Genomic DNA, 17,247 nt, shown 5'->3' on the forward strand with positions numbered 1-17,247 from the left:
CCTTAGAATTCGACGGCGTCGCGGCGCATGGCCCGGCGCAGCACGACGACGAGCACCGAGACGAGGGCCAGCGAGATGATGGCCGACGCCGTCGCCGCCCCGTAGGCCGGTGTCGACTGGCCGGAGAAGGCTGTCACATAGGTGTAGACGGCCGTGGTCCAGCTCTGCGTCGGCGGGATGCCGGCGCCGCTGCTGCCACCGAAGACCCAGATGATCTCGAAGATCTTGATCGAAGAGATGGTCCACAACACCGCGCAGGTGCCGAACACATCCCACGTCAGCGGCAAGATCACATAGCGCAGCCGCTGGAACGGGGTGGCCCCGGCCAGGGCGCAGTCCTCGTAGTAGTATGGCGGAATGCGGTCCACACCGGCCATCAAGATGGTGGTGAAGTAGCCGGTAGTGGTGGCCACCAGCGTGGCCATGATGAGCGGAAAGATGTTGTCCTGGGCCAACCACGCCGGTGGATTGTCCACACCGAACGGTGCCAGCAGGGTGTTCACGATGCCGCCGGGGTTGAAGATGAATCCGGCCAGTACGCCAAAGACCAGGGCATTGATCAGGTGCGGGAAGAAGATCACCGAACGCACAATCTTCTTCCCGGCCATGTCCCGCAGCACCAGCGTCATGGCGAAGGCCAGGATGAAGATGGCAGCGCCCACCACGAAGAGCAGCAGCAGGGTGTTGCCAAAGGACTTCATAAACAGCGGGTCCCTGAACACCTTCAGGTAGTTCTCAATGCCCACGAAGGTCATGGGACCGCTGCCGGCCCATTTGTGCAGGCTGATCCAGGCGGCTCCAATGGCAGGGACGATGAACAGAGCCGTGTAGAAGATGAACGCCGGGCCCACGAAGGGCAGCAGCAGTTTGCGGCGCTGGCGGTCCATGGTGCTTCCGCCGGTCTCGGGGCGGCGGGCCGCCATGGAAGAGGCGGCGCGCCGGGTGTTGGTGGCCGTGCTCATCAGCCGTTGTCCTTCCAGTACTGGATTTGGGCATCCTTCATCTTGGCGACGAATTCCGCCGCGGAGATCTTGCCCAGGAACAGCTGGTCATCGATCGGCCAGAACACCTTCTCCACGTAACCCGGGAACGTCACGCCGTCGTTCTGCTGGTACACGGAGGTGGCGCTGTCCAAGGACTTCTTGACCGAGTCCATCTGCGGGGAGAAGGCGGCATCGGCCCGGATCGGCAGCACCTTGGCCTTGGTGCCGTAGTCGTCCTGGTACTTCTTGTGCAGCATGAAGGTGGCCAGCTGCTGGGCCAGCTCGGGGCTCTTGGCCTTCTTCGGCACGGCCCAGCCGACAAAGTCCGCGCGGACCGAGGTGGGCTTGCCATCGATGGCGGGGAACGGGAAGGAGGAGTACTGGAAACCCTCGGCGGCGTAAGTGCCGGTCTCGGTGGGCAGCCAGGAGCCGTTGAGGATCAGTGAGGCCTTGCCGCTGGCCCACACCTGCTGTTGGGCCGGCCACTTGCTGGCATCGTAGCCGGGGATCAGGTAGCCGCCCTTGGCGATCTCCTCGACCTTCTTCGCCGCGGTGAGGGCCGCCGGCGAATCCCAGCCAGCCCCGGTCTTGTCACTGGCGATCGTCTTGAAGGACCCCGGACCCTCGGCCCGGATCAGGGCCGTGGTGAACCACAACGAGTTGTACCCGGCCACATCGCCGTCGGCGGCCAGGGGTGCAGCGCCGGAGGCCTTGAGCTTGGCCAGCTCAGCGATGAAGGCATCCCAATCGGCCGGCGGGTTGGCCACCAGCTCCGGGTGCTTGGCCGCATCAAACCAGATGGCGTCCGAGCTGAGGCTGTACGGCAGCATCCAGGGAGTCCCGTCCTCGCCCTTGATGTTGCTGATGGAGGTGTACTTGGCCGGAATGAGTTCGGAAACCTTCTTGCCTTCCACCACGGTGTCGTAGGCGGCGCCCAGTGACAGGGCCTGCCCGGTGTCGCCCAGCACGGGCGCCAGCTTGGCGTAGGGGCCGTCCACGATGTCTGGCACATTGTTGGTGTTCAGGGCCGGCACGAGCTTCTCGGTGTTGGAACGGCCCTGCCACTGCACCTTGACGGTCGCGCCCGTCTGCTGCTCAAAATCGGCGATCGCCGCGGCAATCACCTTCTGCTGCGGCTCGCCGTCCTTCCACATGGACCAGTACGTCAATGTACCGCCCTCGGTTGGCGCCGTGCTGGCCGAACCCTGTCCACAGGCGGTCAGGGCCAGTGAAGCGCCGGCCAGAACGGCCAGTGCCTGCACAATGCGGGACTTGGAATTCATGAAGCCACCTCTGTTAAGTCGTTGGGCTGTATCTAAGTTCTTGTTTGCCAAGAGTCTCTGCGCCGCCGTGGCGGCTGTGTCCCACGACTCAAACAGTACTGAAAGAGAGGAATCAAGGAGTATCTGGTGAACATTTCGCAGGATTGACCCGCATTTCGCGCTGCGGCTTCTTCCTACGTTCCGCATCGCACTGTTGTTCCAGCGATTTGGCGGTGGCATGGTGGACAGGTAGTGGGAATTCTTTTGGAATAGTCCTTTATTCATTTCTTTTCAACCCGGGATACTCGGTTCCCGGAGCACAATCCGCGCAGAGGAGGGGTCGTGGCAGCAACAGGTGCAACGCGCCGCATCAGGGACACGGTGTCAAAGGATCTCAAATTCCAATCTCTGGCCGACGAGCTTCGTCGGGGCATCCTCGCCGGCACGTGGGCGGTGGGTGCCAAGCTTCCAACGGAAGCCCAGCTGGCCAGCGGGACGGGGTTGTCCCTGACCACCGTGCGTCGTGCCTTCGACGAGCTGGTTGAATCCGGGCTGGTGGTTAGGCGGCAGGGGGCCGGCAGCTTTGTCGCGCCGCCGCAGCCGGTCCGACGGCGCTCGCGGTTCACCGTGGGGGTGCTGCTGCCCGACACCCAGTTGTACTACCCCCGGGTTCTGCAGGGCATCGAACAAACGTTGTCGGCAGCGGATGTGAGCCTGCAACTGTCCACGTACAACTACCAGCCGGAACGCGAGGACGCCAGCATCGACTTCCTGCTGGGCTCCGGCGTCGACGGATTGATTCTGGTGCCCACGCTGACGGGCATCCCCGAACCAAGCCGCCGGGTGGCGGAACTGATGGGGCTGGGTGTGCCGGTGATCCTGCTGGAACGCAGCCTCACGGACCTGGGCCCGGGGGACCGCAGCGAGCATGTCTGCTCCGACCACCAGGGCGGGGCCTACGACGCGGTGGCCCATCTGCGGGCCCTCGGGCATGGGCGGATTGCGCTGCTGACGCGCACCAACACCCCCACGGAGCCTGCCATCGTGGCCGGCTACGAGCGCGCCGCAGCGGACATGGGGTTTGCCCCGCAGATCGTCCGGCGGACCAAGCTGGAATGGGAGGACGGCGCGGCCGAGGGCATGCTGGCGGCCCTGCGCGAAGTGGGAGCCACAGCGGCCCTGGTGTTCGGCGACCGGGAGGCGGCCCTCCTGGAGGCCGCCGCGCGGCGGGCCGGGGTGCGGATCCCCGAGGATTTGGCGCTCGTCTCGTACGACGACGAACTGGCCGATGTGGCCGAGGTGCCGTTGACAGCCGTGGCCCCAGCCAAGCACCGGATGGGCAGGATGGCAGCTGAAATCATGCTGCGCAGGCTGGTGGAGGGCACCGAATGCCCGCTGCACCAGGTGCGGCTGCGGCCCGGACTCGTAGTGCGGGAATCGTGCGGCGCCCGGCTGCTGCAGGCCACTGGCCGGGCAAGCACCGATCTGACGAGCACCGAGCTGGCAAGCACCGGCTTGATAAGCACTGACTAAAGAACCACTACAGAAAAGGGAATGGGAATGCGGATAGGAATCATCGGTGCCGGGGCGGTGGCCCCCTTGCATGCGCAGGGGGCAGCCAGCATTGAGGGCATGACACTGACGGCTGTCTGCGATCTGAACCTGGAGCGGGCCGCCGCCGTTGCGGCCGAGTGGGGAGCCGCCGTCTTCACCGACTACCGGGAGCTGCTGGCCAGCGGCCTGGTGGACGCCGTCGTCGTCAACACTCCGCACAGCCTGCACACGGAAATGGTGCTGGCGGCAGCCGCCTCCGGCATCCATGTACTGGTGGAGAAGCCCATGGCGACCACCCTGGCCGACTGCCAGCTGATGGAGGATGCCTGCGAACGTTTCGGCGTCGTCTTGGTCATCGGGCAGATCCAGCATTTCCTTCCCGAGAAGACCGCCATGGCGCAGGCGTTGGCTACGGGGGAGATGGGTCAGGTGCTGATGATCCACGACTACCGCAGCACCGACTACCGCCCCGGCCACCGCTCGGCCTGGTTCTTCGATAGGGAGGTCTCCGGAGGCGGCGCGTTCATCAACATCGGCGCCCACTGTCTGGACCGGAGCCTGTGGATGGGCGGAGCCCGCGCGGCATCGATTTCGGCCACTAACCGCAACCGTTTTGGCTCGCCCGTGGAGACCGACGGCGCCATGGAGCTTGAGCTGGCCAACGGGGTCCAGGTGCGCATCTTCATTGCCTCGGACGCGCCCCGGCACCTCGACGAGATCATGGTGGTGTGCGAGCACGGGCTGGTCAGTGCGGATCCGCGCACAGGCACCTTTGTCAGGCGCGACGGCGTCACCACGCAGATCCACGAGTCCTCGCCGTCGGACATCCAGACGGCCTTCACCGCACAGCTGGCCGACTTCGCCTCAGTCGTGGCGGGCGGCCAGCCGGCTGTCAGCACGGCCCATGCCCGCCACGTGGTGGAGCTGGTGCTGCAGTCCTACGAGTCGGCCGCCCGCGGCGAGGCGGTGGCGCTGGCCGTTCCGGCGTAGGCGATTCGCCGGGCCCGGGGTGTTGCCCCGGACCCGGCAGTCCGCCATCGGGCACAGGGAAGGGGGCCAGTTCAATGAACTGGCCCCCTTCCCTGTGCCCACTGGCTACTTGTGCAGCTTCAGCTCAACGGTGGCCCCGGCCAGCCCCGCCGTCGGGATGGTGACGACGACGTCGCCGTTGGCGGCGCGGACCAGGGTGGCCCCGGAGCCGGCGTCCACGCGGGTGAACTTCGTGCCCGTAATGGTCAGAACCACCGAGGCGGCGCTCTGCGTGGGGTCCGACACGGCCAGCTTCAGCACGCCGGGCGTCTGCCAGGCCAGCACGCAGGCGGGACCGCCGGCGGCGATGCTGCCCACCGTGGCCGGTTGCCAGAACGTGGCGGCCGTCAGCTTGCCCGAGGCGATGCCCTGGGCCGCTGCGTCGTTGCGCAGCACCGTGGGCCTGTCCTTCGCCGAGGCCTTGGCTGTCGTTTCCGCGGTGGCGCCGGGCAGCACGGCATAGGCGTAGCCTCCCTGCGCGGGGCTGGCCCCGTGGTCCACCAGCAGCGTGGCGTACTGGCGGGTGGTGGTTGCCGCCGTGCCGCCGGTGTTGATGGCCTTCCACGATCCCGTGCGGTTTTCGCGCAGGGCCGTGACAGGCCCGCCGTCGAGGAACAAGTAGCCGGCCACCCCGTCCAGATGCGCCCACTGGGGGTTGGTGTGGACGCTGGGGGCACCGGCCTCGGTCTGGACCGCGGTGCCGTCGACCACCAGCGCATTGCCGCCCGTGGCACCGAGGTTGCGGTGTTCGATGATGCTCTCGACGCTCTTCCCGCTGTTGGTGCGGATGTCCGAGCCGAGCGCCACCACCATGTCCGGCAGGAAGAACCAGGACTTGCGCGCCTTCATGCCGGTGCCGCCCGGGGCCACCAGATGCATGCCGACCACGCCGTAGTCCTCCAGCGTGGCGCCGCCCGTCCACTCATTCTGCGGCGTCTTGGCACCCCACTCGCCCTCCACCTTGGGCTTGAGCGGCGTGGTGTCGACGGTGGTGCCGGGCAGGCGGTTCAAGTTCGCCGTCGGCCAGAAGTCGTCGTCGAAGTGGCCGCCGTCGCCGGTGTACAGATAGGTCAGGCCGGAGCCAGTGTGGTAGCCGGTGTTGTTCTCGCCGTTGCCGCATTCGTACCAGGTCATCCGGCGGCTGGAGAGCCCCAGCGCCACCGCCCAGCCCTCGGACCGGTAGACGGAGCGGTCCATGCCGGCAAAGAACTTGTGCCCCAGCGGTTCCGGTGCCGCGGCTGCGCCGGCGGACAGCAGTTCCTTGAGCAGGGCGGTGCGGGGGATCGTGGCTCCCTCGGTCGGGCTCTTGTAGGTGCTCCGCTCGATCCAGCCCCCGCACAGCGAGCTCCAACGGGCGGTGGTGGCGGAATCCACGGCACGGGCCAGCCACAGGATCGCCTCGATGGCCATCGCGCCGTCCTCGTAGCTGCGCTCCTGGGCGCGGGAGATGGCCCGGCCACGCACGGAGTCCATCATGGCGCCGTCGTGGATGAACGGGGCAAAGGAACCCTCGACGGCGTCGAAGAGGATGCTGCGCGAAGGATCGGCGACGGCGTGGGGCGAGCCGCCCAGAAGCGAGAACAGCTTCGCCAGGCCGCCAAGCAGGACGACGCCATACGTGCCGGTGTAGCCGATGGTCGAGTGCTGGACAAAGGAGCCGTCGGCGAAGAAGCCGTTGCCCGTGGTGACGTACTGCCACACCGGGCTGAGTGCGGCGATCGCTGCGGACAGCCGCTGGGTGTCCTGGCCCACGATCGAGCGGATGATGATCGCCTGGCAGATGTCCACCCGGTTGGCACCATCGGAGAGGATCTTGCCGCGGCTGTCCGGGAACTGCATCGTCGGGTCCGGGATGAAGTGGTCGATGGCAGCGCAGTAGTTGGCGATCTCGGTAGCGTCGAGCTTGTCCCCGAGGATGGCCATCGTGTCCGTCAGAGCCTTCGGCGTGCCGATCTCCCAGGACCACCAGTTGCCGTACTCGGCCTGCCCGGTGTTGTAGACCAGCCGGTGGCCGTCCGCCAGCCCGGCGCGGATGTCGGCCAACAGGGCCTCATCGCCGAGGTAACGCGAGCCCGGCGTGGCCCAGGCCGTGGCCATCTGCGCCAGCCGCTTGTAGACCGTGACGATCTGGGCGTCGACGGCGAAATCGGTGTCGGAGAAGACCTTGGTCCGGGCGGCGCCGGGGACCAGCAGCGCCAGTGAAGCGGCGACCGCGGTGTCGAGCCGCGACAGGGCCGCGGCGAAATCCGGGTCCGAAGCCGAGACCACCGTGCGGCCGGTGGTCTGGTCCACCCAGCGTTCGCGCAGCGCCAACAGATCAGCATCCGTGGCGGTGGTGGCGGCCTGGGCCAGGGGTGCGAAGCCGGCTCCCAGGGCCGTCAGGAGCGAGGCGGCGACGCCGCCTTGCAACAGCTGGCGTCGGGTGAGTGCGATGTTCATTCAATGCCCTTTCGATGCCCGCGTGGCGGCGCCGATGCCGTCCACTGCGTTGTTGAAGTCAATGACAACGCTTGACAAGCAATAAAGGGGTAATTGGAAGATTGCGGCGTTTGTATTGCGTGGGTGGCTTTCTGAGATGAATTTGTGTGGCCCTCACTTAGCGCGTCGGACTCCGATGGTCAGAAGATCCGCTTGCCGCTGCGGCGCCGATCAGCTTAGTTTGGCGGCTCCGCTGCGCATGGACATAAGGATGCGGGGCCGTCATAGATGTCGTTACCGCGCAGCCGCCGCGCACATCGTGCTAGGCGCCGCCCGTATCGAAAACTAGTGTAGAGGGGTTTAAGGACGGGCGTTACTGGCGTGAAGTTGAGGCCGGTTTTGGTGATGAACCCGTCGAGCAGGCCGGGCCGGTGCTGGATGTGCCGGAGCCGGGACCTCACCAGGGCGGCGAGCCGGTCGATGCCGCATTTGACGAGGTGGGCCAGGGACCGCTTCAGGTGGGACCACACGGCTTCCACCGGGTTGAATTCGGGCGCGTGGGGCCGAAACTGGCAGACGGTCAGCCACTGCCGTGCCGCTGCCAGCCGGCGCATCGCGGCGCTGGTGTGGGTGTTGTTGTCGCAGACCAGCACGATCGGGCCGCCGGGCCGCCGGGCCGCCGGGCCGCCGGGCCGCCGGGCCGCCGAGCCGCCGAGCCGCCGAGCCGCCGGTGTCCCGCGTCCAGGAGCCGGGCGTAGCCGGCTTCGGCGAAGCCCTTGCGCCGTCCCTTGGCCGGACCCCGGTGGACGTGGGTGCGCCAGAACAGCCGCCCCTGGTGCAGACCAGGCCGGCCAGCGAGACCCGCTTGGTGCCTGCGGCGGTCACCTTCACCACGGGCGTGGTCCCGCGCCGGCCCCAGGTGCGTCCCTTCGGCGGCCTCAGCCCCTGGCCGGCCTCATCCTCGAAGCAAAGCCAGGCACCCAGGTCCGCCGCGGTGCTTTGAGGACCGGCCACTGCTGCTCCTTCCAGGCGGCAATCTTCGCCTCGTCGCGCTCGGCGGCCCGCCGGGTTGGCACCTGCACGCTCCAGCCGGCCCGGTGCAGCAGCAGGCCGGTCCCGGCCCGGGTGTAGCCGGCATCGAACAAACGGCGGATCACCTCGGCGATCCGGGCCAGCGTCCAGCATTGGTCCTCGTCCCACCCCTGTACGCCCGGGCCGGCGTCCAGGACCTGCTTGAGTTCGCGTAGCTGGTCCGGAGTAAGCCCGCAGTGGGCGCCGCCTGCCACCTTCGAGGCCAAGGCCGCCCTGCCGCCGGTGGCCAGGACCGGCCGCCACCGGCTCACCGACATCCGGGTCACCTCCCGGCCGGTCGCCACGGACTGGATCAATTCGGCCGCGGCGAGCCGTAACCGCTCACGCCGGGCCCGTTCATCGGCGGTCAGCCCGCCACCATCGGGATACCTCATACAACCGGCATACCCCACCAATCACCGGCCGGGAACCCCACGCTTAAACCTCTCTAGATGCCGTCCCAATTCGGCCCGGTGAAGGCACCGATCGGATCGGCACCGAGGGGGTGGTGTTGGCCGGCGCCGGCCACCGGAAGCGCGGCTCCGTCGAAGGCGGGCACGCCGTGGTGGCGGAACCAGACATCGAGCTGGGCGCGCAGATCCCCGAGGCGTTCCGCACACAACGGATCTCCCACCAGATTGTGCCGCTCGCCCGGGTCCCCGGCCAGGTCGTAGAGCTCGTGGGGTCCATGCGGATACCGGTGCACATACTTCCACTCGGCGGTGCGGATCATCCGCACGGGGCCGTACTCGTCATAGACCACGACGGCGTACGATGCGCGTGATCCGCCGTCGGCCGGGGTCCCGTCGGCCAGCAGGGGAGCGAACGAGGATCCCGGCCCCGTTTCGAAGGGTGCCGGGTCCAGCCCGGCCAGCTCCAGCAGCGTCGCCGCCACATCGTAGGCGCTCAGCAGTTCCGAGCGGACCTGCCCGGCGGCGACCCGGCCCGGCAGGTGGAAGATGGCGGGCACCTTGACGGAGGAATCGTACATATTCTGCGGGAACGTGCCGTTGCCCTTGCCCCAGATGCCGTGGTGGCCGCAGTTGAAGCCGTTGTCGCTGCTGAAGACGATCAGGGTGTTGGAGTCCAGCCCCAGGCTGCCCAGCTGGGTGCGGATGCGGCCGATGGCGGCATCCATGGCGCTGACGGCGGCGAAGTAGCCCACCAGCGCCGCCCGGACATCGGGCTCGCCGCCGATGGCGACGCCGTCCACCGTGGGCTGCCACGGGTGCGCCGGTTCCTGCGGGCAGCTGTCGAAGACACAGTCATCGTACAACGCCTCGAACTCGGGAGGGTGCTGGCCCTTCCAGGGCTTGTGCGGTGCCGTGTAGTTAACGGCCAGGAAGAACGGCTCCTCCCGTGGCGCCTCGGCCTCCAGGAACCCCAGCGCGTCCTCGGTGATGGCGTCCGTCAGATACTCGGTGACCTGTTCGGCCTCGCCGTTGCGGTACATGGTGGAGCGGAGGTAGGGGCTGCCGCCGCCCTCCAGCCCGTACCAGTGGACAAAGCCGTGGCGCGGGGCATCGTTGGCGCCCAGATGCCACTTGCCCGAGAGCCCCAGCCGGTAGCCGTTCTCGGCAAGGACATCCGTAAACAGAGCCTGGCCGGCGAGGTAGTCGGGTGCCTGCGGGCCGACCTCGACGCCGGTGAGGTAGTCGTGGACGCCGTGCCGGGAAGGGATCTGCCCGGTCATGAGGCTGGCACGGGCGGGGGAGCAGACGGGGGAGACGCAGAAGAAGTTCTCCAGCCGGGTGCCGGCGGCGGCCAGGGCGTCCAGATTCGGCGTGTGGATCTCGTCATTGCCGGCGCAGCCCAGGGCCCATGGACCCTGGTCGTCGCTGAGGACAAAGACGATGTTGGGCCGGGTTGGGTCCGTGCTGGCCACGTGGCTCCTTCGGTTGGTGGTGGTTCGACGACGACGTCAGCGCCGGGGAGGCGGGCCGCCGGACTGGATCAGACGGAAACGGGCGAAACTCCGGCGTCGATGGCTGTCCGCCACTGCTCGTGGAGGGCTGTCAGCTCCGCCACGACGGAAGGTTCCAGGGCGGCCAGGTTGGTGGTCTCGGATTCATCCCGGGCCAGGTTGGCCAGGAAGAATCCGCTGCCGGGATCGGCATGCTCCACCCTCCGGATTGAATCGGGCACCGGGGAGGTGGCGTCGACAAATGACAACTTCCAGTCGCCGCGGCGAACCGCCCACTGCCAGCCGCAGTCCCAGTGCAGCGTCTCGTGTCCGGACCCGCTGCCGGAATCGCCGTCGTCGTCGGCCCCAAATCCGGCCATCAGGTCTAGGCCATCTACGTGGCCGTAGGCCTGCGGATCGGCACCGGCTGCGGCCAGCGCCGTGGGCAGGATGTCCATGGAACTGGCCAGGCCCCCGCGCACGGCGCCGGCGGGGATCCGCCCGCTCCACCGGGCCAGGAACGGCACCCGGATGCCGCCCTCCCACAGGGTGTATTTGGTGCCGCGGAGGGGCTCGTTGACCCCGTAGTTGCAGGTGGAACCGCCGTTGTCGGTGGTGTAGACAACCAGTGTGTCCTCGGCCAGGCCCAGCTCATCGAGGTGGTCAAGGATCTGCCCGATCTGGGCGTCCATCAGCTCCAGCTGGGCCAGGTAGTACGCCCGGCCGTTCTCCAGATGAGGGCTGATGGCGCCGTCGTACCAGTCCAGGTACTCGCTCTCGCCCGGATTCCAATCCTCGTAGGCCGGCAGGCCGCGCTTGGCCAGCTCCTCCGGCGGCAGCTGCCAGCAGAAGTTGTGGACGGCGTTGAAGGCCACTGTGGCCAGGAACGGTTCCCCCGCGTGGTCGGAGATGAACGTACGGGCCCGGGCACCGATCTCATCCGTCAGGAACCCCTCCAGTTCGGCCGGTTCGCCGTCCTCCCACAGGGGCTGGACGGCCATCGGGAAGGCGGCCTCGCCGTAGGAGTCCACGGCTGCTTCGGAGTGGTGGAGGTAGTTCAGCCGCCCCATCGATTCGCCGGCCAGGCCGTAGAAGGATTCGTCGTAGCCGTGCTGCGGCGGGGTGCCCCTGTCGCCGGAGTGCTCGGTGCCGTAGTGGACCTTCCCGAAGTACCCGGTGGCGTACCCCTCGGCACGCAGCAGTTCGGCCATGGTGGGGACCTCGGCGGGGCCGATCTCGGAATCATTGAACCAAAAAGCGCCCCACCGCTGCTGGTAGGAGCCCGCCGCCAGTCCGGCCCGAGACGGCGAACAGATGGGTGCCGTGACGTAGGCGTTGGCATAGCTGGCCCCCTGGGCCGCGAGCCTGTCCAAGGCAGGTGTGGAGACATCGTCCCGGGTGCCCAGCGCGGACCTGTCGGCGTAGCCATGGTCATCGGACACAATGACAATGATGTTGGGGCGGCGTGCGGCGGCGCCATCGCGCGGGGGCATTGGGGGGGTCCTTTGCAGTGGGGGATCGGGCGCATCCGCACTGCGGCGGCCCGGGCCGGGCCGGCCCACCTCCAGTCTCCAAGGGCGCGGGGGGATGAATCAAGGAGGAATCGCCTCAAGTCCACTCGCCGGCGCGGGACTCAGGGCTTGTGGCTGAAGATTTCCACCGGGGCGAGGATCCCGGCGTTGAAGGCCGCCAGCAGATTGCCAAAGCGGACAAGTCCGTCCGGGCCTTGCATGGTGAGGTTGCCGCCAAATGGACCCGCTGCACCGGCGGCCCTGCCGTGCTCGAGGAAGCTGATGCCGAACTCCCTGCGGCTGCGCTCGGAATCCACCTCCAGGCCGGCCTGCCCCAGCGCATCAGAGTAGGCCATGGGCGGCTGGACAAAGGACGTCGCGGGCTCACTGGACCACGGGAGCGGGAACTCGGGGTCCTCGCCGCCCATCTTCATGATGTCGTAGATGGCGAAGACGCCACCGGAGCGCAGGACGCGGGCCACCTCGGCAAAGACCCGGTCCTTGTCGCGGATGTTCATGCCCACGTGCAGCATGGTGGCAATGTCAAAGCTGGCATCCTCAAAGGGGAGCGAGGCGGCGTTGCCGACACCGAAGGAGACCTGGTGGTCCAGGCCCACCCGCGCGGACAGGGAGGTGGCCACGTCGACATACTCCGGGGTGAGGTCGATTCCCTGCACAGTGGCGCCAAAAGCATGGGCATAGACGCGGGCCGGGCCGCCCATCCCGCAGCCGACGTCCAGCACGTGGCTGCTGCCGTTGATGCCGGCGCCGCGGGCAATGTCCAGTGCGGCTTCCAGTCCGCCAGTGTGCAGCTGGTCGAGGCCTGTCAGGTCATCGGGATGCAGATGCGCGGGATCCTTGCCGCCAGTGCGCAGGGCGGCCAGGATTTGCTCCTCCAGGTTGCCGCTGCTGTAGTGCTTGACCACTGATTCTTCGACGCCCATGATGGCCTCCAGATGCTGGTTTGGTGCCGATCTTACTCCAGTGCGCCGGCAATGTCCTTGGCATCGAGGATCCTGTACGCATAGCCCTGTTCGGCCAGGAACCGCTGGCGTTTGGCGGCAAAATCGGCGTCCAAAGTGTCCCGGGAAACCAGCGTGTAGAAGCGGGCGGCGCGGCCGTCCGCCTTGGGCCGCAGGAGCCGGCCCAGGCGTTGGGCCTCCTCCTGGCGCGAGCCGAAGGAGCCCGAAACCTGGATGGCCACGGAGGCCTCCGGCAGGTCGATGGAGAAGTTGGCCACCTTGGACACCACCAGGGTGTGGATCTCGCCGCGGCGGAAGGCTTCAAAGAGCCGCTGGCGTTCCTTGACCTTGGTCTCGCCCTTGATCACCGGCGCATCCAGCCGCTCCGCGATCTCGTCCAGCTGGTCGATGTACTGGCCGATCACCAGCAGCTGCTCGCCGCGGTGCGCGGCCACCAGCGCCTCCACCACCTTGGTCTTGGTCTCGCTGGTGGCGCACAGGCGGTACTTGTCGGCGTCCTCGGCCATGGCGTAGGCCATCCGCTCGTCGCGCGGCAGGTCCACCCGGACCTCCACGCAGTCGGCCGGGGCGATGTAGCCCTGGGCCTCGATGTCCTTCCACGGGGCGTCGTAGCGTTTGGGCCCGATCAGCGAGAAGACCTCGCCCTCGCGGCCGTCCTCGCGCACTAGCGTGGCCGTCAGCCCCAGCCGGCGGCGCGCCTGCAGGTCCGCCGTCATGCGGAAGACCGGGGCCGGCAGCAGGTGGACCTCGTCGTAGACGATCAGGCCCCAGTCGTTGGCGTCGAGCAGTTCAAGGTGGGGGTAGAGGCCGCCGCGGCGGGCGGTGAGCACCTGGTAGGTGGCAATGGTGACGGGCCGGACCTCCTTCACCGCGCCGGAGTACTCCCCGATCTCGGCCTCGGTCAGCGAGGTCCGTTTGAGCAGTTCGTCCTTCCACTGGCGGGCCGAGACGGTGTTGGTGACCAGGATCAGCGTGGTGGTGGAGGAGACGGCCATGGCCGCCGCTCCCACCAGCGTCTTGCCGGCGCCGCAGGGGAGCACGACGACGCCGGAGCCGCCCGCCCAGAAGTTCTCCACCGCAAGGTGCTGGTATGGGCGCAGGGACCAGCCCTCCTCGCGCAGGGCGATGGGGTGCGGGGTGCCGTCGACAAAGCCGGCCGCATCCTCCGCGGGCCAGCCGATCTTGAGCAGCAGCTGCTTCAGGGCCCCGCGCTGGGAGGAATGCACCACCACCGTCAGGGGATCGATCCGCGGCCCCAGCAGGGGTTCGATCTTCTTGGCCCGGACCACCTCCTCGAGCACGTAGTAATCGTCGGTGCGCATGACCAGGCCGTGGATCGGGTCCTTTTCCAGCCGCAGCCGGCCGTAGCGGGACATGGTCTCTTCGACGTCGACCAGCAGGGAGTGCGGCACCGGGAAGCGCGAGTACATCAGCAGCGTGTCCAGCACCTTCTCGGCGTCGATCCCGGCGGCGCGCGCATTCCACAGGCCCAACGGCGTGAGCCGGTAGCTGTGCATGTGCTCCGGTGCCCGTTCCAGCTCGGCAAAGGCCGCAATGGCATGCCGTGCCTCGGTGGCCTGCGGGTGGTCCACCTCCAGCAGGATGGTCTTGTCGCTCTGCACGATCAGCGGTCCATCAGCCATGCTGTGCCTCCCCGGGGTCCGTTTCCACAACTTCCACATCCATGATCCGGTGGATGGAGAACACGCGCTCGCTCTCCCGCCCGGCGTCGAAGGTCCGCACCCGCCCGCCGGAGAGCGAGAGCGGGAACACGGCGAGATCCTCGGCATTGCTGGAACCGTCCACCACCGACATCCGGACCGCCACCTTGCGCCGGATGGCCTGCGCCAGCGTCTCCAGCACCAGGGCCGGAGCGGCCTCCGCGCCGTGCGGTGCCCACGCCGGCCGGCTGCGCAGCAGCGCCAGGGCCGCCTCCACGCCGTCGCCGCCGTCGGGGACGGCGCGCTCATAGGGGGCCAGGCCCGCCGGCGCGGGGTGCCCGGCCGGACGGCGGACCGAGAGCACCGCCTCCGCGGGGTCGAGCATGGCCGGGGCCAGGCCTGCGGCCGCCAGGGCGGCGGAGAGTTCCCGTGCACCGGCCGAGGCGACGGCCACGGTGGGCGCCAGCAGCCGCAGCCCGAGCGCGGCGAAGGCCGGCTGGGCCGGGAGGTCCGCCAGCAGGCCGTCGTCGTCGCTGGTGACAAAGCTCGACGCCGTGCCCACCTTGAGCGCCCCGTGCCGGGCGGCGGTGTCCCGGAGGAGGTACTCCAGGGGCTGTGGCACGGGGGTGGCCGAGTGGCCGGCGAGGAAGGCGGCAATGCCCGCCCCGGTGCGGCCGGCATCCAGGGCCCGGCGGATGGAGGCCACGCTGAATCGGTAGATGGTGGCCGGACCCTGGCCCTCGGCGTCGGCCAGCAGCGCCAGCTCGGCGGCCAGCGCGGGGGAGAGGTAGCCCGGTGCGACGGCCGTGAGGTCCGCCTGCAGGAGCACATGCTCCAAGGCCTCGGGCAGGGCGCCAGCCAGCTGCGCCAGCGCCGCCTCCCAGCGTTGGTGCGCGACGGCGCTGCCCGCCGGGGTGAGGGCGCCGGCCCCCGTCAGGCCCAACAGCTCGGCCTCGGCGAGGAACCCGGGCAGCAGCCTGGCCGCCCGGCGCGCCATCCGCGGGTGGTGCCACCTGAAGCGGGCCATCACGGCCGCCGGCTCCAGCACCGGCGCGGTGCCCTCGGGGCCGCCGGAGACGGCCAGCTCGGCCATGGCGGCGAGCACCCGGCGGCGCAGGGCCGGGGCCTCGGGGCGCTGGGCCTCGGCGGCCAGGGCGTTGATGCTGGCCCCGCCGGCGGAGCGGATGCCGCTGCTGGTGCCTACCAGCGCCGGGGCCCGGTCCGCCCCCAGCCAGGCGCTGGCCAGCCACAGCCACTGCTGCGGGCGCGGCCGCGACAGCCAGCCGGCGGGATGCGCCACCCACGCCGAGGTATCGACGTCGAGCACCACCAGCGCCGCCATGGCGGCCAGTTCAAGGTGGAAGGTGGCCGCGGCGGCGTCCACGCGCAGGGCCGCGGCGAGCCTGCGGACCTCGCGCACGCCCACCCCGCCGGTGCGCAGCGTGGCCACCGGGACCGCGGCGACCTCGGCCAGCAGCGCCGTCATGGTGCGCAGGAGCTCGGCAATGGAACCCAGCGAGGCGTTCTCCCGCACCGTGAGGCGGGTGTGCGGGGTGGGGACGGCCGGCGGTTCGGGGGCGAAGTCGGCCACCAGGTACCCGCCGCGCACCAGCCGGGATACCTCCGCCGGCAGCTCCACGTGCTCGCCATCGATCGGGACCAGCAGCCCGCGGGCCACCAGCCAGCCCAGGGCGGTCCCGCCGTCGTCGTCCAGGCTGGCCCGCAGCAGTGCCGGGCCGCGCACGCCGGCCGGGACGCTGCCGATGGGGCCTGTGGCGAAGCGGGCCAGCAGGGCGGCCGTGGCGTCCGGTGCGCCCAGCAGCAGCTGGTCCAGGACGGCGAATTGGCCCACCCAGCCGGCCAGGGCGGCGGCGGCCTCGGCGGGGGTGCCGGCCGGGGCAATGTCCGTGCCGTGGCTTCGCAGGTCCGCCGCGACAGCCACCAGCGCGGCGCCCCAGGCCGGGTTGCTGCGCGCAAAACCGCTGTAGCGCCGGCCCAGCCCGGCCGGGTGGGCGCCGATGACGTCCTTGAGGCTGGACACCGGCAGGTACTGCGGCAGCATGCCCGGGTCCGCGTCTTGGGGCCACGGATAGATCAACGCACGGGCGGCGAGCTCGGCGAGGATGGACTGCACCACAGCCACCGTGCCGCCTTGGAGGTAGCCGGCCAGGTCCGCGGCGCCCGCCGCGACGCCGGTGTCCTCGTCCGTGTCCAGATGGAGGGCCTCCAGCACCTGCAGCGCCGGAGCGCAGAGGCCGTCCAGGGCCCGGGACATGCTGGCGCGGCTGGACGCACGGGCGGCCAGCGCGGCAAAATCCGGGGTGGGCGGAGCGGCCAGGTCCGGGCGCACCGCCAGCAGGGCGCGCAGGGAATCATCGCTGCGGGCGGCCAGGGCCGTGGTCAATACCTTGAGGGAGGGCACTGGGCCACGCTACTCTCTCCGGCGGCTCGGGGCGGTGCGCTCAGACGCTGCGGCGCCGGACGATGGCCCGCAGCACGGAGCTCCCCAGCATCACAAAGGCCACGGGCAGCCCGACCATGGGGATCCAGACCAGCCCGGACCAGGTGTCCGCCCCGGCCAGCTTCAACAGCAGCAGCGCCGCGAGCGAGCCCACGGACACGACGGCGAGGACCGTCGCGGCGGCGGCAAAAACGGCCCAGCCGCGGGGGTTTCCACGCGGCGGATTCCGGGGTCCGGCGGGCGGCTGTGCGGAGTCTTGGACGCGGGTTGGGGCCGGGCGGCCCGTGTTTGTCATGGACTTAACGCTAACAGCGGACAGCAGCGGCACAAAGCCGCCCCTGCCGCGCCAACACGCTAATCTAGAGGCAACAGACCAGCATGGTCCATGCTGTTGCGCCCATCAGGCAGCGC

General features: G+C 69.2%; 13 protein-coding genes. 2 read left to right on the forward strand and 11 right to left on the reverse strand.

The features are described 5' to 3' along the window. Positions 1-2: 2 nt before the first annotated feature. Positions 3-962 carry a carbohydrate ABC transporter permease gene (locus ACQCSX_RS17400; RefSeq protein WP_427016488.1) on the reverse strand — a complete coding sequence of 320 codons (960 nt, stop codon included), beginning with the start codon at positions 960-962 and terminating at the stop codon, positions 3-5. Beyond that, a complete protein-coding gene (locus ACQCSX_RS17405) occupies positions 962-2,266 on the reverse strand; it encodes a sugar ABC transporter substrate-binding protein (RefSeq protein ID WP_427016489.1) in 1,305 nt (434 codons plus the stop codon). Before ACQCSX_RS17405 ends, ACQCSX_RS17400 begins: the two co-directional genes overlap by 1 nt. A gap of 321 nt (positions 2,267-2,587) precedes the next feature. Between ACQCSX_RS17405 and ACQCSX_RS17410 the strand changes: the two genes are divergently transcribed. Both ACQCSX_RS17410 and ACQCSX_RS17415 read left to right on the forward strand, forming a co-directional pair. Continuing rightward, positions 2,588-3,778, forward strand: coding sequence for a substrate-binding domain-containing protein (locus ACQCSX_RS17410; RefSeq protein ID WP_427016490.1), 1,191 nt, complete (start codon positions 2,588-2,590; stop codon positions 3,776-3,778). A gap of 27 nt (positions 3,779-3,805) precedes the next feature. Further along, complete coding sequence (locus ACQCSX_RS17415; protein ID WP_427016491.1) at positions 3,806-4,789, forward strand: Gfo/Idh/MocA family protein; 984 nt, start codon at positions 3,806-3,808, stop codon at positions 4,787-4,789. Positions 4,790-4,894: 105 nt separating this feature from the next. Here ACQCSX_RS17415 and ACQCSX_RS17420 read toward each other — a convergent pair whose 3' ends face one another. The 9 genes from ACQCSX_RS17420 to ACQCSX_RS17460 all read right to left on the reverse strand — a co-directional run bounded on the left by ACQCSX_RS17420 (position 4,895) and on the right by ACQCSX_RS17460 (position 17,131). Further along, positions 4,895-7,267, reverse strand: a complete 2,373-nt coding sequence (locus ACQCSX_RS17420; protein WP_427016492.1) for a polysaccharide lyase 8 family protein — start codon at positions 7,265-7,267, stop codon at positions 4,895-4,897. Positions 7,268-7,482: 215 nt separating this feature from the next. Then, on the reverse strand, positions 7,483-7,899 hold the full coding sequence (locus tag ACQCSX_RS17425) for a transposase (protein WP_427016493.1): 417 nt from the start codon (positions 7,897-7,899) through the stop codon (positions 7,483-7,485). Between the two features lie 285 nt (positions 7,900-8,184). Then, on the reverse strand, positions 8,185-8,712 hold the full coding sequence (locus tag ACQCSX_RS17430) for a winged helix-turn-helix domain-containing protein (protein WP_427016494.1): 528 nt from the start codon (positions 8,710-8,712) through the stop codon (positions 8,185-8,187). 53 nt (positions 8,713-8,765) lie between these two features. Then, positions 8,766-10,202 (reverse strand): sulfatase-like hydrolase/transferase, encoded by a 1,437-nt coding sequence (locus ACQCSX_RS17435; RefSeq protein ID WP_427016495.1) that lies wholly within the window; start codon positions 10,200-10,202, stop codon positions 8,766-8,768. Positions 10,203-10,270: 68 nt separating this feature from the next. Further along, positions 10,271-11,713 carry a sulfatase family protein gene (locus tag ACQCSX_RS17440; RefSeq protein ID WP_427016496.1) on the reverse strand — a complete coding sequence of 481 codons (1,443 nt, stop codon included), beginning with the start codon at positions 11,711-11,713 and terminating at the stop codon, positions 10,271-10,273. 140 nt (positions 11,714-11,853) lie between these two features. Then, complete coding sequence (locus ACQCSX_RS17445) at positions 11,854-12,675, reverse strand: class I SAM-dependent methyltransferase (protein ID WP_427016497.1); 822 nt, start codon at positions 12,673-12,675, stop codon at positions 11,854-11,856. Positions 12,676-12,707: 32 nt separating this feature from the next. Beyond that, positions 12,708-14,357: a DNA repair helicase XPB gene (locus ACQCSX_RS17450; protein ID WP_427016498.1), complete on the reverse strand. Its 1,650-nt coding sequence runs from the start codon at positions 14,355-14,357 to the stop codon at positions 12,708-12,710. Next, positions 14,350-16,797 carry a helicase-associated domain-containing protein gene (locus ACQCSX_RS17455; RefSeq protein WP_427016499.1) on the reverse strand — a complete coding sequence of 816 codons (2,448 nt, stop codon included), beginning with the start codon at positions 16,795-16,797 and terminating at the stop codon, positions 14,350-14,352. The genes ACQCSX_RS17450 and ACQCSX_RS17455 overlap by 8 nt, the downstream gene beginning before the upstream one ends. A 40-nt stretch (positions 16,798-16,837) precedes the next feature. Further along, the gene (locus tag ACQCSX_RS17460; RefSeq protein ID WP_427016500.1) at positions 16,838-17,131 is read right to left on the reverse strand and encodes a hypothetical protein; all 294 of its coding nucleotides are present in this window, start codon (positions 17,129-17,131) and stop codon (positions 16,838-16,840) included. Positions 17,132-17,247 lie beyond the last annotated feature (116 nt).

Origin of the sequence: Pseudarthrobacter sp. P1 (assembly GCF_050156935.1) — a bacterium.
Classification (GTDB): domain Bacteria; phylum Actinomycetota; class Actinomycetes; order Actinomycetales; family Micrococcaceae; genus Specibacter.

Excerpts from the sequence above, each read along its gene's own strand:
- ACQCSX_RS17400 (WP_427016488.1), bottom strand. The coding sequence starts at position 962 with ATGAGCACGGCCACCAACACCCGGCGCGCCGCCTCTTCCATGGCGGCC.
- ACQCSX_RS17405 (WP_427016489.1), bottom strand. The coding sequence starts at position 2,266 with ATGAATTCCAAGTCCCGCATTGTGCAGGCACTGGCCGTTCTGGCCGGC.
- ACQCSX_RS17415 (WP_427016491.1), top strand. The coding sequence starts at position 3,806 with ATGCGGATAGGAATCATCGGTGCCGGGGCGGTGGCCCCCTTGCATGCG.
- ACQCSX_RS17420 (WP_427016492.1), bottom strand. The coding sequence starts at position 7,267 with ATGAACATCGCACTCACCCGACGCCAGCTGTTGCAAGGCGGCGTCGCC.
- ACQCSX_RS17430 (WP_427016494.1), bottom strand. The coding sequence starts at position 8,712 with ATGAGGTATCCCGATGGTGGCGGGCTGACCGCCGATGAACGGGCCCGG.
- ACQCSX_RS17440 (WP_427016496.1), bottom strand. The coding sequence starts at position 11,713 with ATGCCCCCGCGCGATGGCGCCGCCGCACGCCGCCCCAACATCATTGTC.
- ACQCSX_RS17445 (WP_427016497.1), bottom strand. The coding sequence starts at position 12,675 with ATGGGCGTCGAAGAATCAGTGGTCAAGCACTACAGCAGCGGCAACCTG.
- ACQCSX_RS17450 (WP_427016498.1), bottom strand. The coding sequence starts at position 14,357 with ATGGCTGATGGACCGCTGATCGTGCAGAGCGACAAGACCATCCTGCTG.
- ACQCSX_RS17460 (WP_427016500.1), bottom strand. The coding sequence starts at position 17,131 with ATGACAAACACGGGCCGCCCGGCCCCAACCCGCGTCCAAGACTCCGCA.